The sequence below is a fragment of the Oscillatoria nigro-viridis PCC 7112 genome, from assembly GCF_000317475.1.
Classification (GTDB): Bacteria; Cyanobacteriota; Cyanobacteriia; order Cyanobacteriales; family Microcoleaceae; genus Microcoleus; species Microcoleus nigroviridis.
The window spans coordinates 83,043-99,002 of record NC_019731.1 but is presented as its reverse complement, the minus strand read 5'-3'; the positions used below and the strand labels follow the sequence as shown (position 1 = coordinate 99,002).

Here is a 15,960-nt window from a genome sequence, read left to right as displayed (position 1 = left end):
AAAACTTGTTAAACTAGGCACTTTGAAGGCAGTGACAATTGTGGGGGCGATGGTACGGTTGTACTTGATTTCAGAGAGAGCGCGATCGCCACGCGCCTCTAAGTTTTAGGCCGTAACGATGCTACCCAAGTTGAATGGGGACAGTTGCGGTAATTGATGCCAGTGCTGCTACGAAGTTGTCACAACAGTAGGAGCAATGTTCGCGCAATCGGCACAGTCTCAGATCGGGCAAAATTCAAGCCCTTTGGCACACTGGGCTAACATAGCATCGATGGCATTTATCGGAACAGTTGAATATCGGGTAAAATTCAAGCCCTTTGACACCCCCATCCCCCAGTTTTTAGGTGTTTGTGGCGATAGCTACTATTACTAGACTAGCCGACAGCATTGCGCTTTCAAAGAATTGTCTCGACCTTAAAAGGTGCAACTCGTGACTCGGCTACCGTTACTCGAATATCCGAATCAGCCTGCAACTCGCTACCACTGGCTCCCCATTGATGCTATCAATCCAAGTACACTTTGACCAAAACAATGCAGGAAAATCGCACTTACTCATTCACAATTTTTAGCTAAAATTTGGGAGGAAAAAAGAGGAGAAACCAGCACAGTTATTACTCGTTACACCTCGTAATTCCTACTTTTTCGGTCACAATCAGTATAAATACTTATCAGTTTTTGTAAAGAATTGTTGCTTTTGACGCGATTTTTTGTAATTTAGACCCTTCTAAATCCTCCTCAATCCTCGTAGTTAGTACGGTAGTCGCCGAGCTTGCCATGTCAAATAGACGTTATAGGGGGTAAAATTGAGCACTCTTTGCAAATTAAGGGTTTTTGCAAGATTGCTATGAGAATTGTTGGTAGGCAGGACTGGCGCGATCGCACACGACAACAGCCAAGGCAAGAAAGTTTGATGGGGCAGTTTGGACAAGGATAGAACTGTGCTCCTGCCAGTCGCTCTTGAAGTCAGGAGCGAGCCTGTTGGTGTACAGGACAGCCGCCTTTACGATGGAGCCGAGCATCGCACGACGTATTCGAGTTGGTGCTGTTGAGTATCGACGGAGGACGCCCAACGCGATCGCGCCTTGCCCTCCTGTTTGCAAGCGAAGCAGCCGGCTGATGTCGAGGATCGCGAGAGAATCGTTCGTCCGATAGCTAGCAAGAGCGCGATCGCCTTGACACCTAGGATTCCCCATTCATAAGGGTGCATTGTTTTTGTTTCTGCGCGTAAAAGTCAGGTTTGTACGAACAAAACCATTGCTTGCTACCGAGAAAGAACAGCCATAACCAGCCTCAACAGGTCACGACACGAACAGCACAAAAAAGCAGTAATTTGGCATAAAATTGCAGGCATTTGCAGGATATTTACAGGCATTTGCAGGTAAAGTGCAGCCCCTGCAAATACCTGCAAATGCCTGACTTTATACTGCACTTGCCTGACTTTATACTGCAAATCCCTGACTTTAGCTGACGCAACAATTAGCTAATTTTTTAGCGTTTTTAACAACAAGTGGATTGACTTAATAGTCAAGTTCCGGCATCGGAATTGAATTAAAAATCAAGTTGAGCAAGTGTGAGAAAATTGGCAACACAGTAGCCGTTATCTAAATTGAATTAAAAATCAAGTTGAGCAAGTGCGAAAAATTTGGCAGCGTAGCAGCCGTTATGTCAGCCTTGACCAAGAAATGGGGATACAAGCCCCGTCTTTCAAGACGGCATTAATTCTCTTTGAAGTCTCTTAATTTTGTTGGTAAAGCCTAGTATAATAAAGCAAGTAAGTAACGGAAAATAATGAAAGCAAGGTATCAATACAGAATTTATCCGACTCATCAGCAACAGCAGAGTTTAGCTCAGTTGTTTGGATGCTGTCGAGTAGTCTGGAATGATGCCCTAGCGCTCTGCAAACAGTTTGAGAAAAAGCCAAGCTCTGCTGAACTTCAGAAAATAGTAATAACCCAAGCCAAAAAGACCGAAGAAAGAGCTTGGTTAAGTGAAGTTTCTAATATCCCCTTACAGCAGTCTCTAGCTGATTTGGAAACAGCTTTCCAGAACTTTTTCAACTCCTGTAAGGGAAAGCGGAAAGGTCGTAAAGTTCAGTATCCTAAATTAAAAAAAAGAACAAATAGGCAATCAGCGCGATTTAGGATGGGAGGGTTTTCCTTCAAAAATGGGGGTGTCTATTTAGCTAAAATTGGTATTGTCAATCCAGTATGGTCGAGAAATCTACCTTCAGAACCTAGCTCTGTCACAGTAATCAAAGATTGTGCAAACCGTTATTTTTTAAGTTTTGTTGTAGAGGTTCAACCAATTCAAGTCGAAGCTAAAAACCCAAGTATCGGAATTGACTTGGGAATCAAAACCTTTGCAGTAATGAGTAACAGCGAAAAAGCCGAAAGTCCTAGCTACAAAAAGTTAGACCGGAAAGTTCGCAAACTCCAACGCAAGTTAGCCCGCCAGCCCAAAGATTCCAAAAGGAGAAATATAACTCGAATCAAGCTCGCCACACTACACAATCGTATTACGGACACCCGTAAAGATTTCCTGCATAAATTATCAACCAAAATCGTCAACGAAAACCAAGTGATTATTCTGGAAGATTTGAACGTGTCAGGAATGCTGAAGAATCGGAAACTCTCAAGGGCGATTAGCCAACAAGGATGGAGAGAATTTAGAACTCTCTGTGAATCCAAATCCGAAAAATTTGGCAGAGAGTTTCAAGTAATTAGTAGGTGGGAACCTACTAGCCAAGTCTGTGCGGACTGTGGCTTTAAGTGGGGAAAAATTGATTTGTCTATTCGTTCAGTGGTTTGCATGAGTTGTGGTACTGAGCAAGACAGAGATGAGAATGCGGCTAAAATTATAGAGAAAGTCGGGATGGGGAATCGCCACGACTCTAAACGGGCGCAGAGGGTTTGTCAGGCTAGCAACGGTTAGCAGAACTCTATGAAGCGTCAAGAATCACCGCACCTTCAGGTCGGTGAGTATTTCAAAGTCGCATAAATTGCTGTTGTCGGACTCGCGATGAAGCAATCGGCTAAACAGTTATTGTCCGAGCGAGCTTGACAGTCGGATAAAAATTTACCGCCTGACTCGGTTTACAGCAGTCGGTCGGTTTACAGTAGTCGCTCGACTTCCACCTATTAATGGCGGTTATAATTCTCCACGTTATGAGTACAAGCAGTAATCTCTTGCCGTAAAGAGCGATCGCTAATATATTCCAACAAAAACATAATTCGCAGTGCCTGTCCCATACCTTACCGCTCTTATTGATGTATTTGGGCTTCAGTAGCGACTCGCGAATCGTTCCTTATTCCATATCAATAAGGTTTGAACTGCGGGTAAGCAGTATGCTGAATATTCATAAGCTGTGGAGCATTTAAACCATTAACACTTCAGGTAAGGTGCGTCAGCTAGAACACTGACTATACATGGGAAACCCTTATTTACGCTCCGCACCCTACTATCCTCCTTTAAATGCCGAACAGCTTAGGGGGTGGATATTTTTTGTCTGCACGTAAAAGTCAGGTTTGCGATCGCAAAAACATTGCTTGCTACCAAGAAAGAACAGCCATAACCAGTCCCAACAGGTCAAGGCACGAACAGCACAAAAAAGCAGTAATTTGGCAGGAAATTGCAGGTGGCAAGCAGGATATTTTCAGGTAAATACAGGTAGAGTGCAGCCCCTGCAAAAACCTGTATCTCACTGATTTTGTACTGCTTTCCGCCTGATTTTATACTGCACTTGCCTGACTTTAGGGCACCCAAAAATTAGCTAATTTTTTTGGTGGCGGCTTCTAGAGAAGCCGATCGCCTGGTTCATTCGGCAATCCGCTTGAACCGGGTAAATTCTGCCGTGGCCGCGGCCGGTGACTGGTAGCCGATCGATCGCCCGCAACCGCACCTACTGAATCAGCGCACTAAACGCCTCCCGTTCAGATTCGGTTAACCCAGAGTTCCAAACTTTCTGACGATCGGCAGCACCAGAATCGCAAACCTCTTTCAGCGAAATCAAAACATCTTTTGCTGTCTCCGCGTCATTGCTTGCGATCGCCTGCTGGACTATTTCAACCAAGTTTTTTTCGTTTTCGGTCAAATTCCGAAGCGCAGTAAACGCTTGCCAGTTCTCAATCCCAGCGACCTCGGCTAACTCAGATTCGGTAATGTCCTGATTGACGATCGATTCTTGGATATACTCAGCGATTGCCTTAGCAGTAGCCGGAGACTGGTATCCAAGCGCCTCCCCAATACGTCGGGCATAATCTTGCAGCAACAATAATTTTGACTGTGACGACCCCGTTGACAACGTTGATGTCGGCTGTTGTGCTGACAACTTTCTAATAGTCTCGGCATCAGCATCGGATATCGCTTGCTCTGATTTAGGTTTTAAATCTGAGGGCGCGATCGGCTGTGCTGGCTGTGCTGTTGGCGGTGTTGGTGCTGTTTCTGGCTCTGGATTGTGCTGACCTGAATGTAGACCTGAATGTAGACCTGAATGTAGACCTTGTGACGGCTGAATATCTTGCTCTGTATGGCTCGTGTAGACCGTGTAGACCTTGGGGGGGGGTAAAGTTTCTATAGCATCAGCAGTAATCGTTACTTGGTCAAGTGATGCTGAATCCGTGCCAGCGCCAAGAATGAGATTTGAGTCAGCAGAAGTATTTTCATTTTTTTCTGCACTTCTTGAAGTTAGGTCTACATGGTCTACATAATCCTTATGCGGTAAGGGTTCTAGGTCTACATTCAAGTCTACACAGTGTTGACCTAGGTCTACATTTTTCTGTTCAAGCAACTCCTCTACGGTCGCGATGCCTTTGTCGGTATCCGTCCGCAACCTCAACCCTTTGATTACTACCCCAACCGCCGCTCGCTCTTTGCTTACATCTTTCCAACCCAACACTTCCCGGCAGAGTTCAACTAAATCTGCTGAGAAGTTGTTTTTGCCTTTGGCGCTGTATCCACCACCAGTGCAGTAATGGTTATAGGAGCCAAACAAGGTGGAGTTAGTTGGTACGTAAGTTGCATCTTTCCATTCGTTTTTGTCCGCTCCCACGGCAGTTTTAGCCTCAGCATCATGTATCACTAATTCATTGAGCCATGCAGCCATCGGGTCAGCGCGTACCCTATCCTCCCAAAATGTGCCATTTATAGATTGGTCTTCAGGGTCTAGAATCCGCTCAATTTCTGCTACTGGAATTGAGAGCAAATACTTGGTAAATGCGCTTATTTCTGGCTCGAATTCGCGTACTAAGTTACGATTGCGCTTAGTGGGAGTATATGCAAATTCGTGTTGAATAATCCGCCGCTTTAGCCAAGAAAGCGCACTTGCCGGAAAGCAGGGTTGGTTAGCGGTTATCAGCGCCAACCCAGGGAATCGAAAAGTAACCGAACGCTCGTAAAGATTGCGACCGTTAATCAACGCACCGCCAGTCATTGACCTAAAATTTGACAGATTGCCTGTATATTTTTCTTGGTCGTCAAAAATAGCTAACCGTTTGGTTTGTAATTCAGCTATTTTGTCTTGTTTGGTGAGGTCTTCAAGTTTGCCAACCCAAACATTCTGTTCGCCTACAAGCAGTGTTACCAATTGAGTATAAGTCCCTTTCCCCGTACCTCCGTATCCAGTTCCTATTAAGAATTTTTGGAGCCCAGACATTCCTCGTAAGGTAGCGGCACAGAAGGCAAGCAACTCATCTTTCATACGCTTGTTGCCCCTAGTTGCTTGGTCTAGCCAGATTTCAATTCTTTTCCATCCAGCATGAACGGCGCTACCTTGATACTTGCGTGGTAACACCCAAGTCAATCTGAATCCTGGGGCGTGTTCGTGCCATTCATTAGTTAGAAGGTTTAGTATGCCATCCTCAAAAGGTAGAAGCTCGTTTGATGGTCGCTCTAACCATTTAAATTCAAACAATGTGCGCTGGAGCCAGCCCAAAACATTTTTGATGAAGTTGTTATTCGGCATTACTCCCCGCGCTCGACACAAATTATGAACTATGTGCCGAACATAATCATCTGCCACTTGTGTCCAAACTCCTGGGAATTCGAGACTATATTTCATCCAAGATTTATGAGAACTTGAATACAGAAGTTGGTCGCGCAAGTCCTCAGCGAGTTCGTCTCCGATGATTTCTGATGTTACTGCTTTTTCTTTCTTTTCCCCTTCGGTATCACTCTCTTTCTCACCAAATAGCTTTGCTTTGGTGAGGATTGCTCGGAATTCCTCAATCCCTTTGTGCTGAATAAAATCATCCATGCCTTTAGTATTTTTCACCTCGCCGGACTCAATCACTGAGGCAGCGGCCCAGGCTCCCGTGACACTTCTCACTGGCACATTGAATTTAGCCAATTGCTTAGCCAATTTCTTCTCGGCCGCCCGCACATTTGGATTTGTGGCCGCATCGGCATCAAAGCCAATGATAAAGCCAAAGCCAGCCTCTGCGAGCTTTCTCAGCGCGGGTACTAGAAATCGCTGATTTTCGGGGTCGCGGGCTTTGCCTGTCAGGCCTTGCTCTACTCCCAGCAAGGAAATTGTGGGGATGCCATTCGAGCACCCAGCAAGGGCTTTGAATACTCCCTCAGTAATCAGGATGTAGGGTACACCATTGATATAAAAAGCTTCTCGCTTTAGGGCTTCAATCTCCCAGTAGAGCGGGTTGTCGGGGGATGGGGGGAGGAAAGCGTCAAATTCTCCGCTTGGGGAAAGGTATTTCGGGGGTTCCTTTTTACCTCGCTTCGGCTCCCGGATATCGGGTCGGTATTGTACTTGCCCATCTTTCCCCATAAATAGGATGCCCGGTGATTTTACTGAATACCCCAAATAATGTGAAGCTTGGGCGATGCTGGCACTGTGGCAGCAGGCGCGGACCCAATCATTGAGTAAGCCTCTACCTGAGATGTGGGCTTCGTGTTCGGGGGTGAGGGATTTTTTGTCAATGCTGCATAGCGTTCCTAATCCCTTCAAATCCGGCGTGGATTGCGCGGTATCAAGTTCTTGACTTTCTTGTGTAGATTGTGTGGTACTCATTACACCGTACCCCCGATCTCCGCTTCAAAACCAACAGCAGAAAATTCCCGGTTAGTTGTCGTATTTAGCGGGGAATATAGTGAAATTGAGTTACAGCGTAGGTTTGAAGACTTTTTGAAGCTATGAAAGCTATGGGTAGTGTCAGATTTCGGGGAACCTGCGATCGTACCGCTACAGCTAGCCAGCAAGTTAGCACGAAGGCTAGCATTAACCGCCACGTCGCCAATGGGGCGCGTGTTTCTTGAAACCAGGTGTGACATAATATTGGTAAGAGCCGCCCTTTATTGCGGTGTGATTCCTAACTTTGTTTAAAAAACCCGCCAAGATTTTTGTTGGCAAAGTTAGGGTGTATAAAAAATCGTAAAAAGCGCTGGAAAGCTTACGCTGCCAGCGCTTCTTCGTTGTGTTCGTGCGAATTAGTGCCGTTCTCTCCGTTTTCTGCTAGCAACTGGCAATGTTTTTCGGCGGCGTGCCGAATGTAAAGTTTTAAAGCTTCATTGATAAAGCCAGAGCAAGACAGGGAGAAATATTCGGCATAGGTATCGCAGTTGGCGACAACTTCTGGTTGCAGCCAAACTGCAACTTGTACTTTGTTTTCCGAATAGAGCATACGGTTTGCCTCAATAATCGATCAGCAAGTAAATAGATTCTAGCACCTGAAAGTCAGTTGCGATCGAACCGTGTATTTGGGCAGCAAAACAGGTGCAAACCTTACTGGCTCGATCGTCCAGCTCCCCAAAAGAACTTGTAAGAGTTCTTGCATAAACAGTTTGGACTGTGAAGAGAGGACGAACAAATATCAGTTATTCGCAAACGCAAAGATGGTTCGGAAATTTGAGTAAAAGTACGGGGCAACCGATGGTTAGCAAGCAATTTTGACTTATTTACGACTTTACGCAAAGTGGTAAATTATACGCAAAAAAACGGCAGCTTGAACTATTAAAAACAAATAAATTCCAATAAATTCAAGTAAATTCAAGCCGATCGCCCACAACTCCCAACTCCCCAGCCCGCCATCGCCTGCACCGCCACAAATCCCCAAGGGCGATCACCCCAATCTCTAGCTCGGTTCGGTTGGTGGCAAGCCAGCGCGAAAAATCTGTTCGGCTGTCAACTTTAGTTGTGGGAAAGTTAGCGACTCAATCAGGTCATCTCCCCGAAACTGGCTGATTTGATACTCGCCGTCAACCAACTGGTAAACCGAGAGAGTGGGTTGTTTGGGATTGCCAACGAACCGCCTGCCACCTTTTGCAGCATAGTCAACAACCCAATATTCCGGGATACCCAATTTTTCATAATCGGCAAACTTGAAATGGTAATCATCCTGCCAATTAGTGCTAACGACCTCTACAGCCAGCCGTACAGAAGACCCCATCGTGATGATGGATTCCCTATCCCAGCGCGGTTCGTTTGCGAGAGCCACTTGGTCTAAGACAATTACGTCGGGCTGATAACCTGCCTCATCACGAATGGGTTTAAGCAGACAGTCACCGGGGATAAAGTAAGGCAATTTCAGTCGCCTGATTTCTGCACTGATCTCATCCCTAGTAAAACCTGTAACACGGGAATGGGGGCCAGTTCCTAAAGGCATTTCGACAATTACTCCTTTGTGTAGCTCGTAGCGGCGGACTGAGTTCTCTGGATACCAGGCCGCGAACTCGTCAAATGTGACTGTCTTGGTTTGGGTTTGGATCATGGTTGCCTGTTTCCTTTGCTAGACATTAACTAGATATTAACTAGACATTAACTAGACATTAACTAGACATTAACTAGCCTTACCCCGCTTGGCTTTCGCTGCTGTCGCTGGCTTGGGTGCTGTGGGCTCCGGTTCTGTTGGCTGCGGTTCGGATGTGCGATCGGGAGTTTATACCAAGCTTTGTTAAGAAGCCGATCGTCCGCACCGCCCCAACTCCCAATGGCGATCGCTCCTAAATTCCCCACACCCACACCTGATCGGCAGCCGCTTCAGTTTTGCCCGCCGCCGTTGCCCCGGTTGCGGAGTTGGTTGTTGAGGTACTGCCAGAGGTCGCGGATTTCTGTCTGGATGATTCGCATTTGCTCCCTCCACTCGTTTTGCTGCTGTTGAAGCAGCCTCAGCGCTCCTTGATGGTCTTGGATTACTGAAACTATGCGATCTACCCGATCTACTAAACGATCGAGTAGTTCGGTGCTTGCCTGTTGCTGCACCGCAATATTGTCAACGCGCTCTGTCAGTCGGTCAATGGCTGCGGTGTTGGCGCTGGTTTGAACGGACAGCCGCCCGATCGCCTCAGTGTTTGCCTGTTGCTGCACCGCAATCCGATCTATACGATCAGTCAGTCGGTCAATGGCAGCCGTGTTTGCCTGCTGCTGCACTGCGGTGGCGGCAAGAATTGCTTCTATTCGGTCTAGCCGATCACTTGAGTTCATTAGTTTTCTCCTTACTAGACAGTTACTAGACATCAACTAGCACCTTTACTTGCCTTGCCCCTCTTAGCTGTCGCTGCTGTTGGCTCCGGTTCTGTTGGCTGCGGGTCGGGGGGACGATCGGCAGAACTAAAGCGTTCTTCATAAGCCTGTCTGATGAGCATTTCTATCAAATTTGATAAAGTGCGACTTTCTGACTGTGCCCATTCCTCTAAACCGTCCTTAAGACTTGGCTCACAAGTAAATGTAATTTTCGCTTTTTTAGTAACTCCCATAAGCTCCGAAGATATCAGATATCTTCAGTAAACCTCAGAAGCTGTCCTCAATGGGGATTCTCCGATAACTTCAGAAGATAGTTGACAGCTTCCGAAGCTATCTGCTACATTAACACACATCGATAGAAATCGTTTTTATCGATAAATGTCGTTTTTAAAACAGGCTGAATGATGGAATCCGAAAACCTTGCTGTAATTGACGTTGAAGCCGAATTATCGATTGACTCTGAGCCAGAGGATGCTGAGGAATGGTACTCCGCCCAACAAATCCAAGGGCTTCTCCGACTGAGCAAAGCAGGACTGCAACAATCGATTTCTAAACTTCAGAGTATCTACAGGCTCGACATCAAAACCTTACGCCGGGGCGCTGCACGAGCAACCCAATACTCCGAGCTTGCTCTTAAAGCTTGCAAATTACTGAATGCTGGAAAACTGAGTGAACTGCGGAAACTGGTAGAAGCTACCCCAACCGCGTCCCCTGCTTCCCAAGTTTCAACACTGACAATCTCGGAATATACGCCCGCCCTTGACCGCCGGATTGCAGAACTCAATCAAACTGCAACGTCTAATTCCGCATCTTTGAATCAAAATGTGATGCAACTCCTAGCTCAAATTGCAACTGAAAACCAAGCTGCACAACAACGTGATACCGACTTGGATAATGCTGAAATTAATGCTGCACAGAACCGTGGGGCCACGCGTGCTCTCGCAGTGTTTCAAGCTGAACAGAAGGCACAAGCTGAAGTTCTGGCACAACTGCGGGCAATGAAGCTGGGGGCTGAATCATGAGCTTTTACAAAGTGAAAGTGCAGCGCGAAAGCAACACCCCGCGAGTGTTTAATGTCAGTGCCAAAAAGTCTCAGGACGCTGTTCTAGTGGCAGCCCAAAGCCTTCGAGAGGAAGGGATAACAGACGCGAAAGGTATCGAAGTCATCGGTCAAGTCAACAGTTTAAGGGATTGATTAATATGGTACGAATCATCAATGGCGTAGTGTTTGAAGACGGCAAACCGGGAAAACGGGTTATCAATACTAACGGCGGAAATTACGTTGAGAAAATCGAGGGTGATTTTATCGCTGGCACGGTTATCAATCACAAGCCGACTCCAACACGCCAGGACTTATCTAAAGATGGCGATGCAATTGACGTGAAATCTGAGGAGGTTTAGGCGATGCTTGATGATGACAAAGACTTCGACAAAAACGTGACACGGCTGATGATTGGCGGTGCGTTATTGACCAACGCTCTTGTCTTTGCGGTCGGCTACGACACAGGCTATCAGTCTGGAGCAAAACGAGTCCCGGAGCCGACAATCATTCACGGCAACGTCACGATTAACAACAACAACAGCAACAATTTCAGCCAGCCGTCACCCGTCGAAAAGTAGGCGGCTGGCTTTGTAAACCTCTCCTAGCTTGCGCTGGGAGAGTTCTATCTAAGGAGATTGTACTATGGATTTTGGACGCAACGACAGCAGTAGCATAGCGATACGCAATCCCGCAGCCGGACACAGCCCCTATGTTGACGAAAAAGCGGGAGATTGGGCTGACACAGAGGCTGACATTCTTTCGTACTTGTCGGATGTCACAAAGCTTGAAGCAATGGCCGATAAAGCTGCCAATGCCGAACAGCTTGCCCTAGTTTTAGAGCCATTTTTAGATAACGCTGAAACCTATCTGGAGGCGCTGGGGAAAATTGCTGACGGTCAGGTCACGTGGACAGAAATTAGGAAGAAATTCGGCTCTAAAGTCGGAAATGCAATTGCGAAAATCCGCAAACTCAATGCGGAATTTGGGTCTGAGATGGAGCAACTAGACGCTAAAGACCGTGCAGCGATGCTGAAGATTGAAACCAAGCGTCAGCACGGCTTAGCCGAGATTGCTTCCGAACTCACAGGCGACTTACAGGCTGAGCTGTGGCGACACGAGAACAAGATGGAAGCTATCGCAAACAGGGGTGAGGTGGCGTCCAAGCGTCAAACCATCCAAGAATCGCTCCGAGAACGCCGACAGAAGCTGCTCAGTCGCGCAACAGTCGGCTCGGATAAAGGGATTCAGGAGAAAGTGCCAGTGACTATTGGATCTGCCAGCAACAACAGCGCCAGCGTGTCGGCAACTGGTTCGCCTAGAGGATTTGGGGGCTGGTTTGCGAATGTAATGAATTTCAACAACCGTTAAAAGTGAGGGGACTATGCACGAAGGTTTTATCGGGGCAAGTCCCCTCTCTTTTGTGGGGGGACAGCACCAACAACAGCAACAGCAACAGCAGCAATATCAAGCTACAGCAGCACCAACAATTGACCAACCGCAACCAGAGGAAACCAACGCCGAACGCCAATACCGAGACGCTGCCAATCTTTGCGAAGTAGTAGCGCCCACGGTGTTAGGTTCGGCAGTGGTTTTTATGTTCCATTCAATGCAGGTTGCAGGCGGGTCAATTGTTGCAATTGGCATCTATCAGGTTTATCTATTAGCCAAGATTACCGGGCAGTCTAAGCATCGCTTGCCTACTGCAATTGTTGGCGGTGGCGTGACGCTTGGCATGATTGCTAGCCTCGCTGAACCAGCTACTGAATTGCAGCAAGTAAGCGAGGCAAAAATACGCCTAAAAACAGGCATCAAAGAAATTCAGGCAGTAAAAAAACCTGCTTCTAATAACTTTGATTACTTGCCGTCAATTGCTCTTGCCGCCATCGTTTTTTACTTAATCTTTAAGGTCAAGGGAGGGAGCAAGTAATGCTGCCATTAACCGAAAAACACGCTCAATTACTTAAGTCAAACCGCGCACTGCTTCTGACCTTTGAAAGACTCCCGATTGCTGGCAAGTTGTCGGCAGTTGCTTTGGCGCTTTTACTGGGAATATATAGCGGAATAAACGCAATCCAGGGAACAGCCAGCAATAGGGTGCGACTCTGCATCCGTAACAACAAACAAGCCTTGCAATGTGCTGACAAGGCAGGCAAACCCTACATCATGACCGAGTACCACGCACAACAGTGGAAGGCAAACGGCATCCCCCGTGAAGTGGTTTTTAAGGACACAATACCCGCCACAAATCCAAATAAAGCACTGTGGATGGCTCTCGCTGGTTGTAGCTTTGGTGTCGCGGGAATGGGTTTAAGAAGCTTGCAAAACTCCGAGCGACAGCTTGCAAACTATGAGGTCATTGCAGAGAAACGCGACCTAGCAAAAGGGCAACTGGCTGCTCGTGCTGAGTTACTGGAAGATTACCGCAATGTGACAATTAGGGAAGTCCAGGTGCAGGGCGATTTGGACGCTACCGCCAACGATTGCGCTGTGGTTCTCAAGCAATGCGAAGTTTTGGGTGAAGCCGATATTAAGATTGCTCAACTGGAGGCTGAGGAAGCCATTTTTGATGCAGAAACTGCGGGATTGTCGGATGAGAAGAAGCAAGAATACATCGCCTTTTTGCGAAACCAAAAGACTCCCTTCCAGTTGACAGGTACTCAAACACTCGACGGTATTAACAACCCTAGCGACAAAGTAGAATCTGATTCAGTATCAATAATTAAGTCAGCCAAAACCCCCGGAGAACAACTCTTAGATGACTTGGCATATTCCGACAAGTCAATGATTCTTGCAGGGTCTACCGGGGCGGGGAAAAGTCACACTCTGAGTGCGTGGTTAGATTCTGTGTACAGCCAAGCACGAAGCAAAGGACAAACTGCATCGGTATGGATTCTTGGACGGAAAAACGACAGTTTCTGCGGGTTGCGGGAAGCGGGGAAACTAACGATTTTTAATTCGATTGACCCGACGAAAGCTTACAAATTAATTGAGAATTTCCACAAGAATTTCTTAGCCCGACTCGAAAACATATCCGAAGATGAGCGCAAACATCTACCCCCGTTACGCTTGATTTTAGAGGATTGGTCATCCATCGTTTTGACGCTTCGGAAGGCTTACAAGGCTCTCTGGGCAAAGATTGAATTGATGTTGCTCGACATTATTACAGTCGGTCGAGATTACAATGTTTGCCTTCTAGTCTTAGCTCAGTCGCTAAACCTTGAAGCGCTGGGATTGGTTGGAGATGCAAACTTGCGGGCAAACATGGCGATTGTAGCCCAGGGGCTTTTGGTCAAGACCGCAGACGGTAAAACTAAGGGCGATTATCTGCTGGTTGAGTTGTCGATTAAGAACCAGTACATCGTCTCCGATAACGCTCAAAGGGCAATGCTCTTAGCACAGCTTAACGAGTTAATGGCTGAATCTGAAGCCAAGCAGATTCCAGTTTTTTTTACGACTTTGGGGAATGGAAACGTCGGTTTGTTGCCTCGTATCGAGAAGGCTGTTATCAAGCTTATGCCAGAAGAAAGAGACGAACAACTGGCTTTTGATATCGAGAAATTTAGGCAGTATTTAATCCAGTGTGAGGCAGGAATAGCGACTGCTGAAACCAGCCAATATTCACAGCCATCTGGCTCTGAATATTGGCAGCGAACTTACGATTTAGAGTTTAATTTGGGCGATAAAAAGCCGTCCGATAGTCCGACAGAGGATTCCCCAGAGGATTCCCCAGAGGAAGTGTCCGACTATGACAACGGACAGCCAGAACCGTTGTCAGACAAGCTGTCCGGCGAAGTGTCCGGCTTCGTGTGGACTGTCCGACGGTTTGGTCAGATGTTCCCTAACCTGGCTCCTGAGCAATTATTTGTGTCCGTGTCCGAGGCTGCTTTATCGGGCGCAAATATCCGCACAATTATCAAGTCAGTTTTAAAGTGTGGTGAAAAAAACGGTCATCCAACACGCAGCTATTCACGCCACGGAAAAAGCCTCTTGAAGTGGCTAATTCAAAATTACGATGATGGAGAGATTGCACAGTTGCCCAAAATTCAAGAGTTCCTACAAAACGAAAGGGGTAATAACAATGCTTAGTAAGTTATTAAGGGTGATTCCCGGCTCTATGCTTGATGCAATTTACGATGCCATTTTTGCAGAGTTAGTCAGGCGCGGTGACATCATCCTCTCTGATGACTTGAACAACAACGACTACAACTAACTAAGGAGAATGACTGATGCCGACTGGAAAGCAATATGACCACCCTTATGAGCATGAAATACCCAAAATTGATGAATTAGCTCTCTGCATTGCCTTCTTACAAGCTGCAAAAATCAGAGCGGAAAAGCATATAAGCAACCCCTTCACAGACCAATCGTGGCTCGAAGAACCCGAACAGCGATTGATGGATTCGGCTAGCACTGCCATTGATGAAGCTGTGGAAAATTTGGCAGCTCTAAGAAATGCTCTGAAGAGGGATAAGGAAGAAGATGAATAACCCCAGCAGTACATACCTAATCTCAGTGCGACCGACTTGGGCTGATGCCTTTTTCCTTGACCGTAACCCAAAGACGATCGAACTGCGTAAAGGCAGCTTTGGAGCATCCCTAAAACCGGGCGATAATATTGCAATTTACGCCACAATGCCGACCGCTGAAGTGCTAGGAATTGTCCGGGTTTTGAAGCGTGAGAGACTACCGCTCGATCGACTGTGGCGGGCATCGGAGCAAGGGCAACTGGCAAGGGTATCGCGCCAACAGTTTGATGCTTACTATGCCAACCAGGAATCGGGTGTTGGTGTTTGGGTAGGTGCCGCCGAACTCTTTCCCAGTCCGATCGAACTTTGCCGACTTCGCCAGAACTGGGGGCGGCGCTGGCAGCCACCGCAGCAGATTCAACAATTAACCGATGATCGGATGGCCGCACTGAACATCGATCGCTAAACATCGACAACCTAACCGAGCGCTACGCTGTTAAGGATGATTTGACGGCGTGGCGCTACCAGTAACTGATAACGCTACAGTGGTAGGGGCGACCCTAATCACCTAATGGCAATTATGCAGTTTGAGAGCGGACTAAATCATCGCTCTGTTAACCGTCTCTCAGGTGCTAGTGGGCTAATTCAATTTATGCCATCAACAGCGCGGGGGTTGGGGACTTCGACATCGGCGTTACTGGGGATGACAGAGATTGAGCAGCTAGATTATGTGCAAAAATACCTACTGCCATACAGAGGCAAACTCAACACGCTTGGTGATTTTTACGCTGCTGTTTTGTGGCCTGCGGCGGTAGGTCAACCCGATAGTTATGTTATTGCTAGGGCTGGCACAATTGTGTATCGGCAGAATAATGGCTTTGATAGAAGTAGAAAGGGGTATATTACCAAAGCCGATATTGCCCAACTTGTGAAAGAAAGGCTTTAGGTACAACAAAAATGTGCGATCGCTGCACAAACTTCAG

21 protein-coding genes and 1 pseudogene are annotated in these 15,960 nt (G+C 47.0%); 14 read left to right on the top strand and 8 right to left on the bottom strand.

Annotated elements, in window-relative coordinates; all coding sequences use genetic code 11:
* Positions 1 to 842: 842 nt before the first annotated feature.
* On the bottom strand, positions 843 to 1,193 hold the full coding sequence (locus OSC7112_RS33650) for a hypothetical protein (protein ID WP_015179866.1): 351 nt from the start codon (positions 1,191 to 1,193) through the stop codon (positions 843 to 845).
* 595 nt (positions 1,194 to 1,788) lie between these two features.
* Here OSC7112_RS33650 and OSC7112_RS33645 point away from each other — a divergent pair.
* Positions 1,789 to 2,931 (top strand): RNA-guided endonuclease InsQ/TnpB family protein, encoded by a 1,143-nt coding sequence (locus tag OSC7112_RS33645; protein WP_015175249.1) that lies wholly within the window; start codon positions 1,789 to 1,791, stop codon positions 2,929 to 2,931.
* A 206-nt stretch (positions 2,932 to 3,137) separates the two neighbouring features.
* Here OSC7112_RS33645 and OSC7112_RS42545 read toward each other — a convergent pair whose 3' ends face one another.
* Positions 3,138 to 3,248 carry a Tn3 family transposase gene (locus OSC7112_RS42545; protein ID WP_071884050.1) on the bottom strand — a complete coding sequence of 37 codons (111 nt, stop codon included), beginning with the start codon at positions 3,246 to 3,248 and terminating at the stop codon, positions 3,138 to 3,140.
* A 253-nt stretch (positions 3,249 to 3,501) separates the two neighbouring features.
* Here OSC7112_RS42545 and OSC7112_RS40560 point away from each other — a divergent pair, with 253 nt between their 5' ends.
* Positions 3,502 to 3,660, top strand: coding sequence for a hypothetical protein (locus OSC7112_RS40560; RefSeq protein WP_190274478.1), 159 nt, complete (start codon positions 3,502 to 3,504; stop codon positions 3,658 to 3,660).
* Positions 3,661 to 3,898: 238 nt separating this feature from the next.
* Here the strand turns inward: OSC7112_RS40560 and OSC7112_RS33635 are convergent, their stop codons facing one another.
* Positions 3,899 to 7,021 carry a DUF3854 domain-containing protein gene (locus tag OSC7112_RS33635; protein WP_015179865.1) on the bottom strand — a complete coding sequence of 1,041 codons (3,123 nt, stop codon included), beginning with the start codon at positions 7,019 to 7,021 and terminating at the stop codon, positions 3,899 to 3,901.
* A gap of 122 nt (positions 7,022 to 7,143) precedes the next feature.
* Between OSC7112_RS33635 and OSC7112_RS42075 the strand changes: the two genes are divergently transcribed.
* Positions 7,144 to 7,266, top strand: coding sequence for a hypothetical protein (locus OSC7112_RS42075; protein WP_263053643.1), 123 nt, complete (start codon positions 7,144 to 7,146; stop codon positions 7,264 to 7,266).
* A 134-nt stretch (positions 7,267 to 7,400) separates the two neighbouring features.
* Here OSC7112_RS42075 and OSC7112_RS33630 read toward each other — a convergent pair whose 3' ends face one another.
* The 5 genes from OSC7112_RS33630 to OSC7112_RS33615 form a co-directional block, all read right to left on the bottom strand.
* Positions 7,401 to 7,631: a hypothetical protein gene (locus OSC7112_RS33630; protein ID WP_015179864.1), complete on the bottom strand. Its 231-nt coding sequence runs from the start codon at positions 7,629 to 7,631 to the stop codon at positions 7,401 to 7,403.
* Positions 7,632 to 8,081: 450 nt separating this feature from the next.
* Entirely contained in the window at positions 8,082 to 8,717 is a 636-nt protein-coding gene (locus tag OSC7112_RS33625; RefSeq protein ID WP_015179863.1) for a Uma2 family endonuclease, read from the bottom strand.
* Positions 8,718 to 8,779: 62 nt separating this feature from the next.
* Complete coding sequence (locus OSC7112_RS39110) at positions 8,780 to 8,962, bottom strand: hypothetical protein (RefSeq protein ID WP_150111768.1); 183 nt, start codon at positions 8,960 to 8,962, stop codon at positions 8,780 to 8,782.
* Positions 8,963 to 8,986: 24 nt separating this feature from the next.
* The gene (locus OSC7112_RS33620; RefSeq protein WP_015179862.1) at positions 8,987 to 9,430 is read right to left on the bottom strand and encodes a hypothetical protein; all 444 of its coding nucleotides are present in this window, start codon (positions 9,428 to 9,430) and stop codon (positions 8,987 to 8,989) included.
* Positions 9,431 to 9,462: 32 nt separating this feature from the next.
* On the bottom strand, positions 9,463 to 9,702 hold the full coding sequence (locus OSC7112_RS33615; RefSeq protein ID WP_015179861.1) for a ribbon-helix-helix domain-containing protein: 240 nt from the start codon (positions 9,700 to 9,702) through the stop codon (positions 9,463 to 9,465).
* Positions 9,703 to 9,870: 168 nt separating this feature from the next.
* On the opposite strand from OSC7112_RS33615, the gene OSC7112_RS40555 reads away from it, so the two are divergent.
* From OSC7112_RS40555 to OSC7112_RS33570, 11 genes and pseudogenes are all read left to right on the top strand, one after another.
* Positions 9,871 to 10,491: a hypothetical protein gene (locus OSC7112_RS40555; protein WP_190274477.1), complete on the top strand. Its 621-nt coding sequence runs from the start codon at positions 9,871 to 9,873 to the stop codon at positions 10,489 to 10,491.
* Positions 10,488 to 10,664, top strand: a complete 177-nt coding sequence (locus OSC7112_RS40550; RefSeq protein ID WP_015179859.1) for a hypothetical protein — start codon at positions 10,488 to 10,490, stop codon at positions 10,662 to 10,664. The genes OSC7112_RS40555 and OSC7112_RS40550 overlap by 4 nt, the downstream gene beginning before the upstream one ends.
* Before the next feature lie 5 nt (positions 10,665 to 10,669).
* The gene (locus OSC7112_RS33605) at positions 10,670 to 10,870 is read left to right on the top strand and encodes a hypothetical protein (RefSeq protein ID WP_015179858.1); all 201 of its coding nucleotides are present in this window, start codon (positions 10,670 to 10,672) and stop codon (positions 10,868 to 10,870) included.
* Positions 10,871 to 10,873: 3 nt separating this feature from the next.
* A complete protein-coding gene (locus tag OSC7112_RS33600; protein ID WP_015179857.1) occupies positions 10,874 to 11,089 on the top strand; it encodes a hypothetical protein in 216 nt (71 codons plus the stop codon).
* A 64-nt stretch (positions 11,090 to 11,153) separates the two neighbouring features.
* Positions 11,154 to 11,879: a hypothetical protein gene (locus OSC7112_RS33595; RefSeq protein ID WP_015179856.1), complete on the top strand. Its 726-nt coding sequence runs from the start codon at positions 11,154 to 11,156 to the stop codon at positions 11,877 to 11,879.
* Positions 11,880 to 11,892: 13 nt separating this feature from the next.
* Complete coding sequence (locus OSC7112_RS33590) at positions 11,893 to 12,438, top strand: hypothetical protein (protein WP_015179855.1); 546 nt, start codon at positions 11,893 to 11,895, stop codon at positions 12,436 to 12,438.
* Positions 12,438 to 14,597, top strand: coding sequence for a P-loop NTPase family protein (locus OSC7112_RS35015; RefSeq protein WP_015179854.1), 2,160 nt, complete (start codon positions 12,438 to 12,440; stop codon positions 14,595 to 14,597). The genes OSC7112_RS33590 and OSC7112_RS35015 overlap by 1 nt, the downstream gene beginning before the upstream one ends.
* A complete protein-coding gene (locus OSC7112_RS42070) occupies positions 14,590 to 14,721 on the top strand; it encodes a hypothetical protein (RefSeq protein WP_015179853.1) in 132 nt (43 codons plus the stop codon). The genes OSC7112_RS35015 and OSC7112_RS42070 overlap by 8 nt, the downstream gene beginning before the upstream one ends.
* A gap of 16 nt (positions 14,722 to 14,737) precedes the next feature.
* On the top strand, positions 14,738 to 14,998 hold the full coding sequence (locus OSC7112_RS33580) for a hypothetical protein (protein WP_015179852.1): 261 nt from the start codon (positions 14,738 to 14,740) through the stop codon (positions 14,996 to 14,998).
* A complete protein-coding gene (locus OSC7112_RS33575; RefSeq protein WP_015179851.1) occupies positions 14,991 to 15,443 on the top strand; it encodes an ASCH domain-containing protein in 453 nt (150 codons plus the stop codon). Before OSC7112_RS33580 ends, OSC7112_RS33575 begins: the two co-directional genes overlap by 8 nt.
* 99 nt (positions 15,444 to 15,542) lie before the next feature.
* Positions 15,543 to 15,923, top strand: a pseudogene (locus tag OSC7112_RS33570) (transglycosylase SLT domain-containing protein); the annotation flags it as partial.
* Positions 15,924 to 15,960 lie beyond the last annotated feature (37 nt).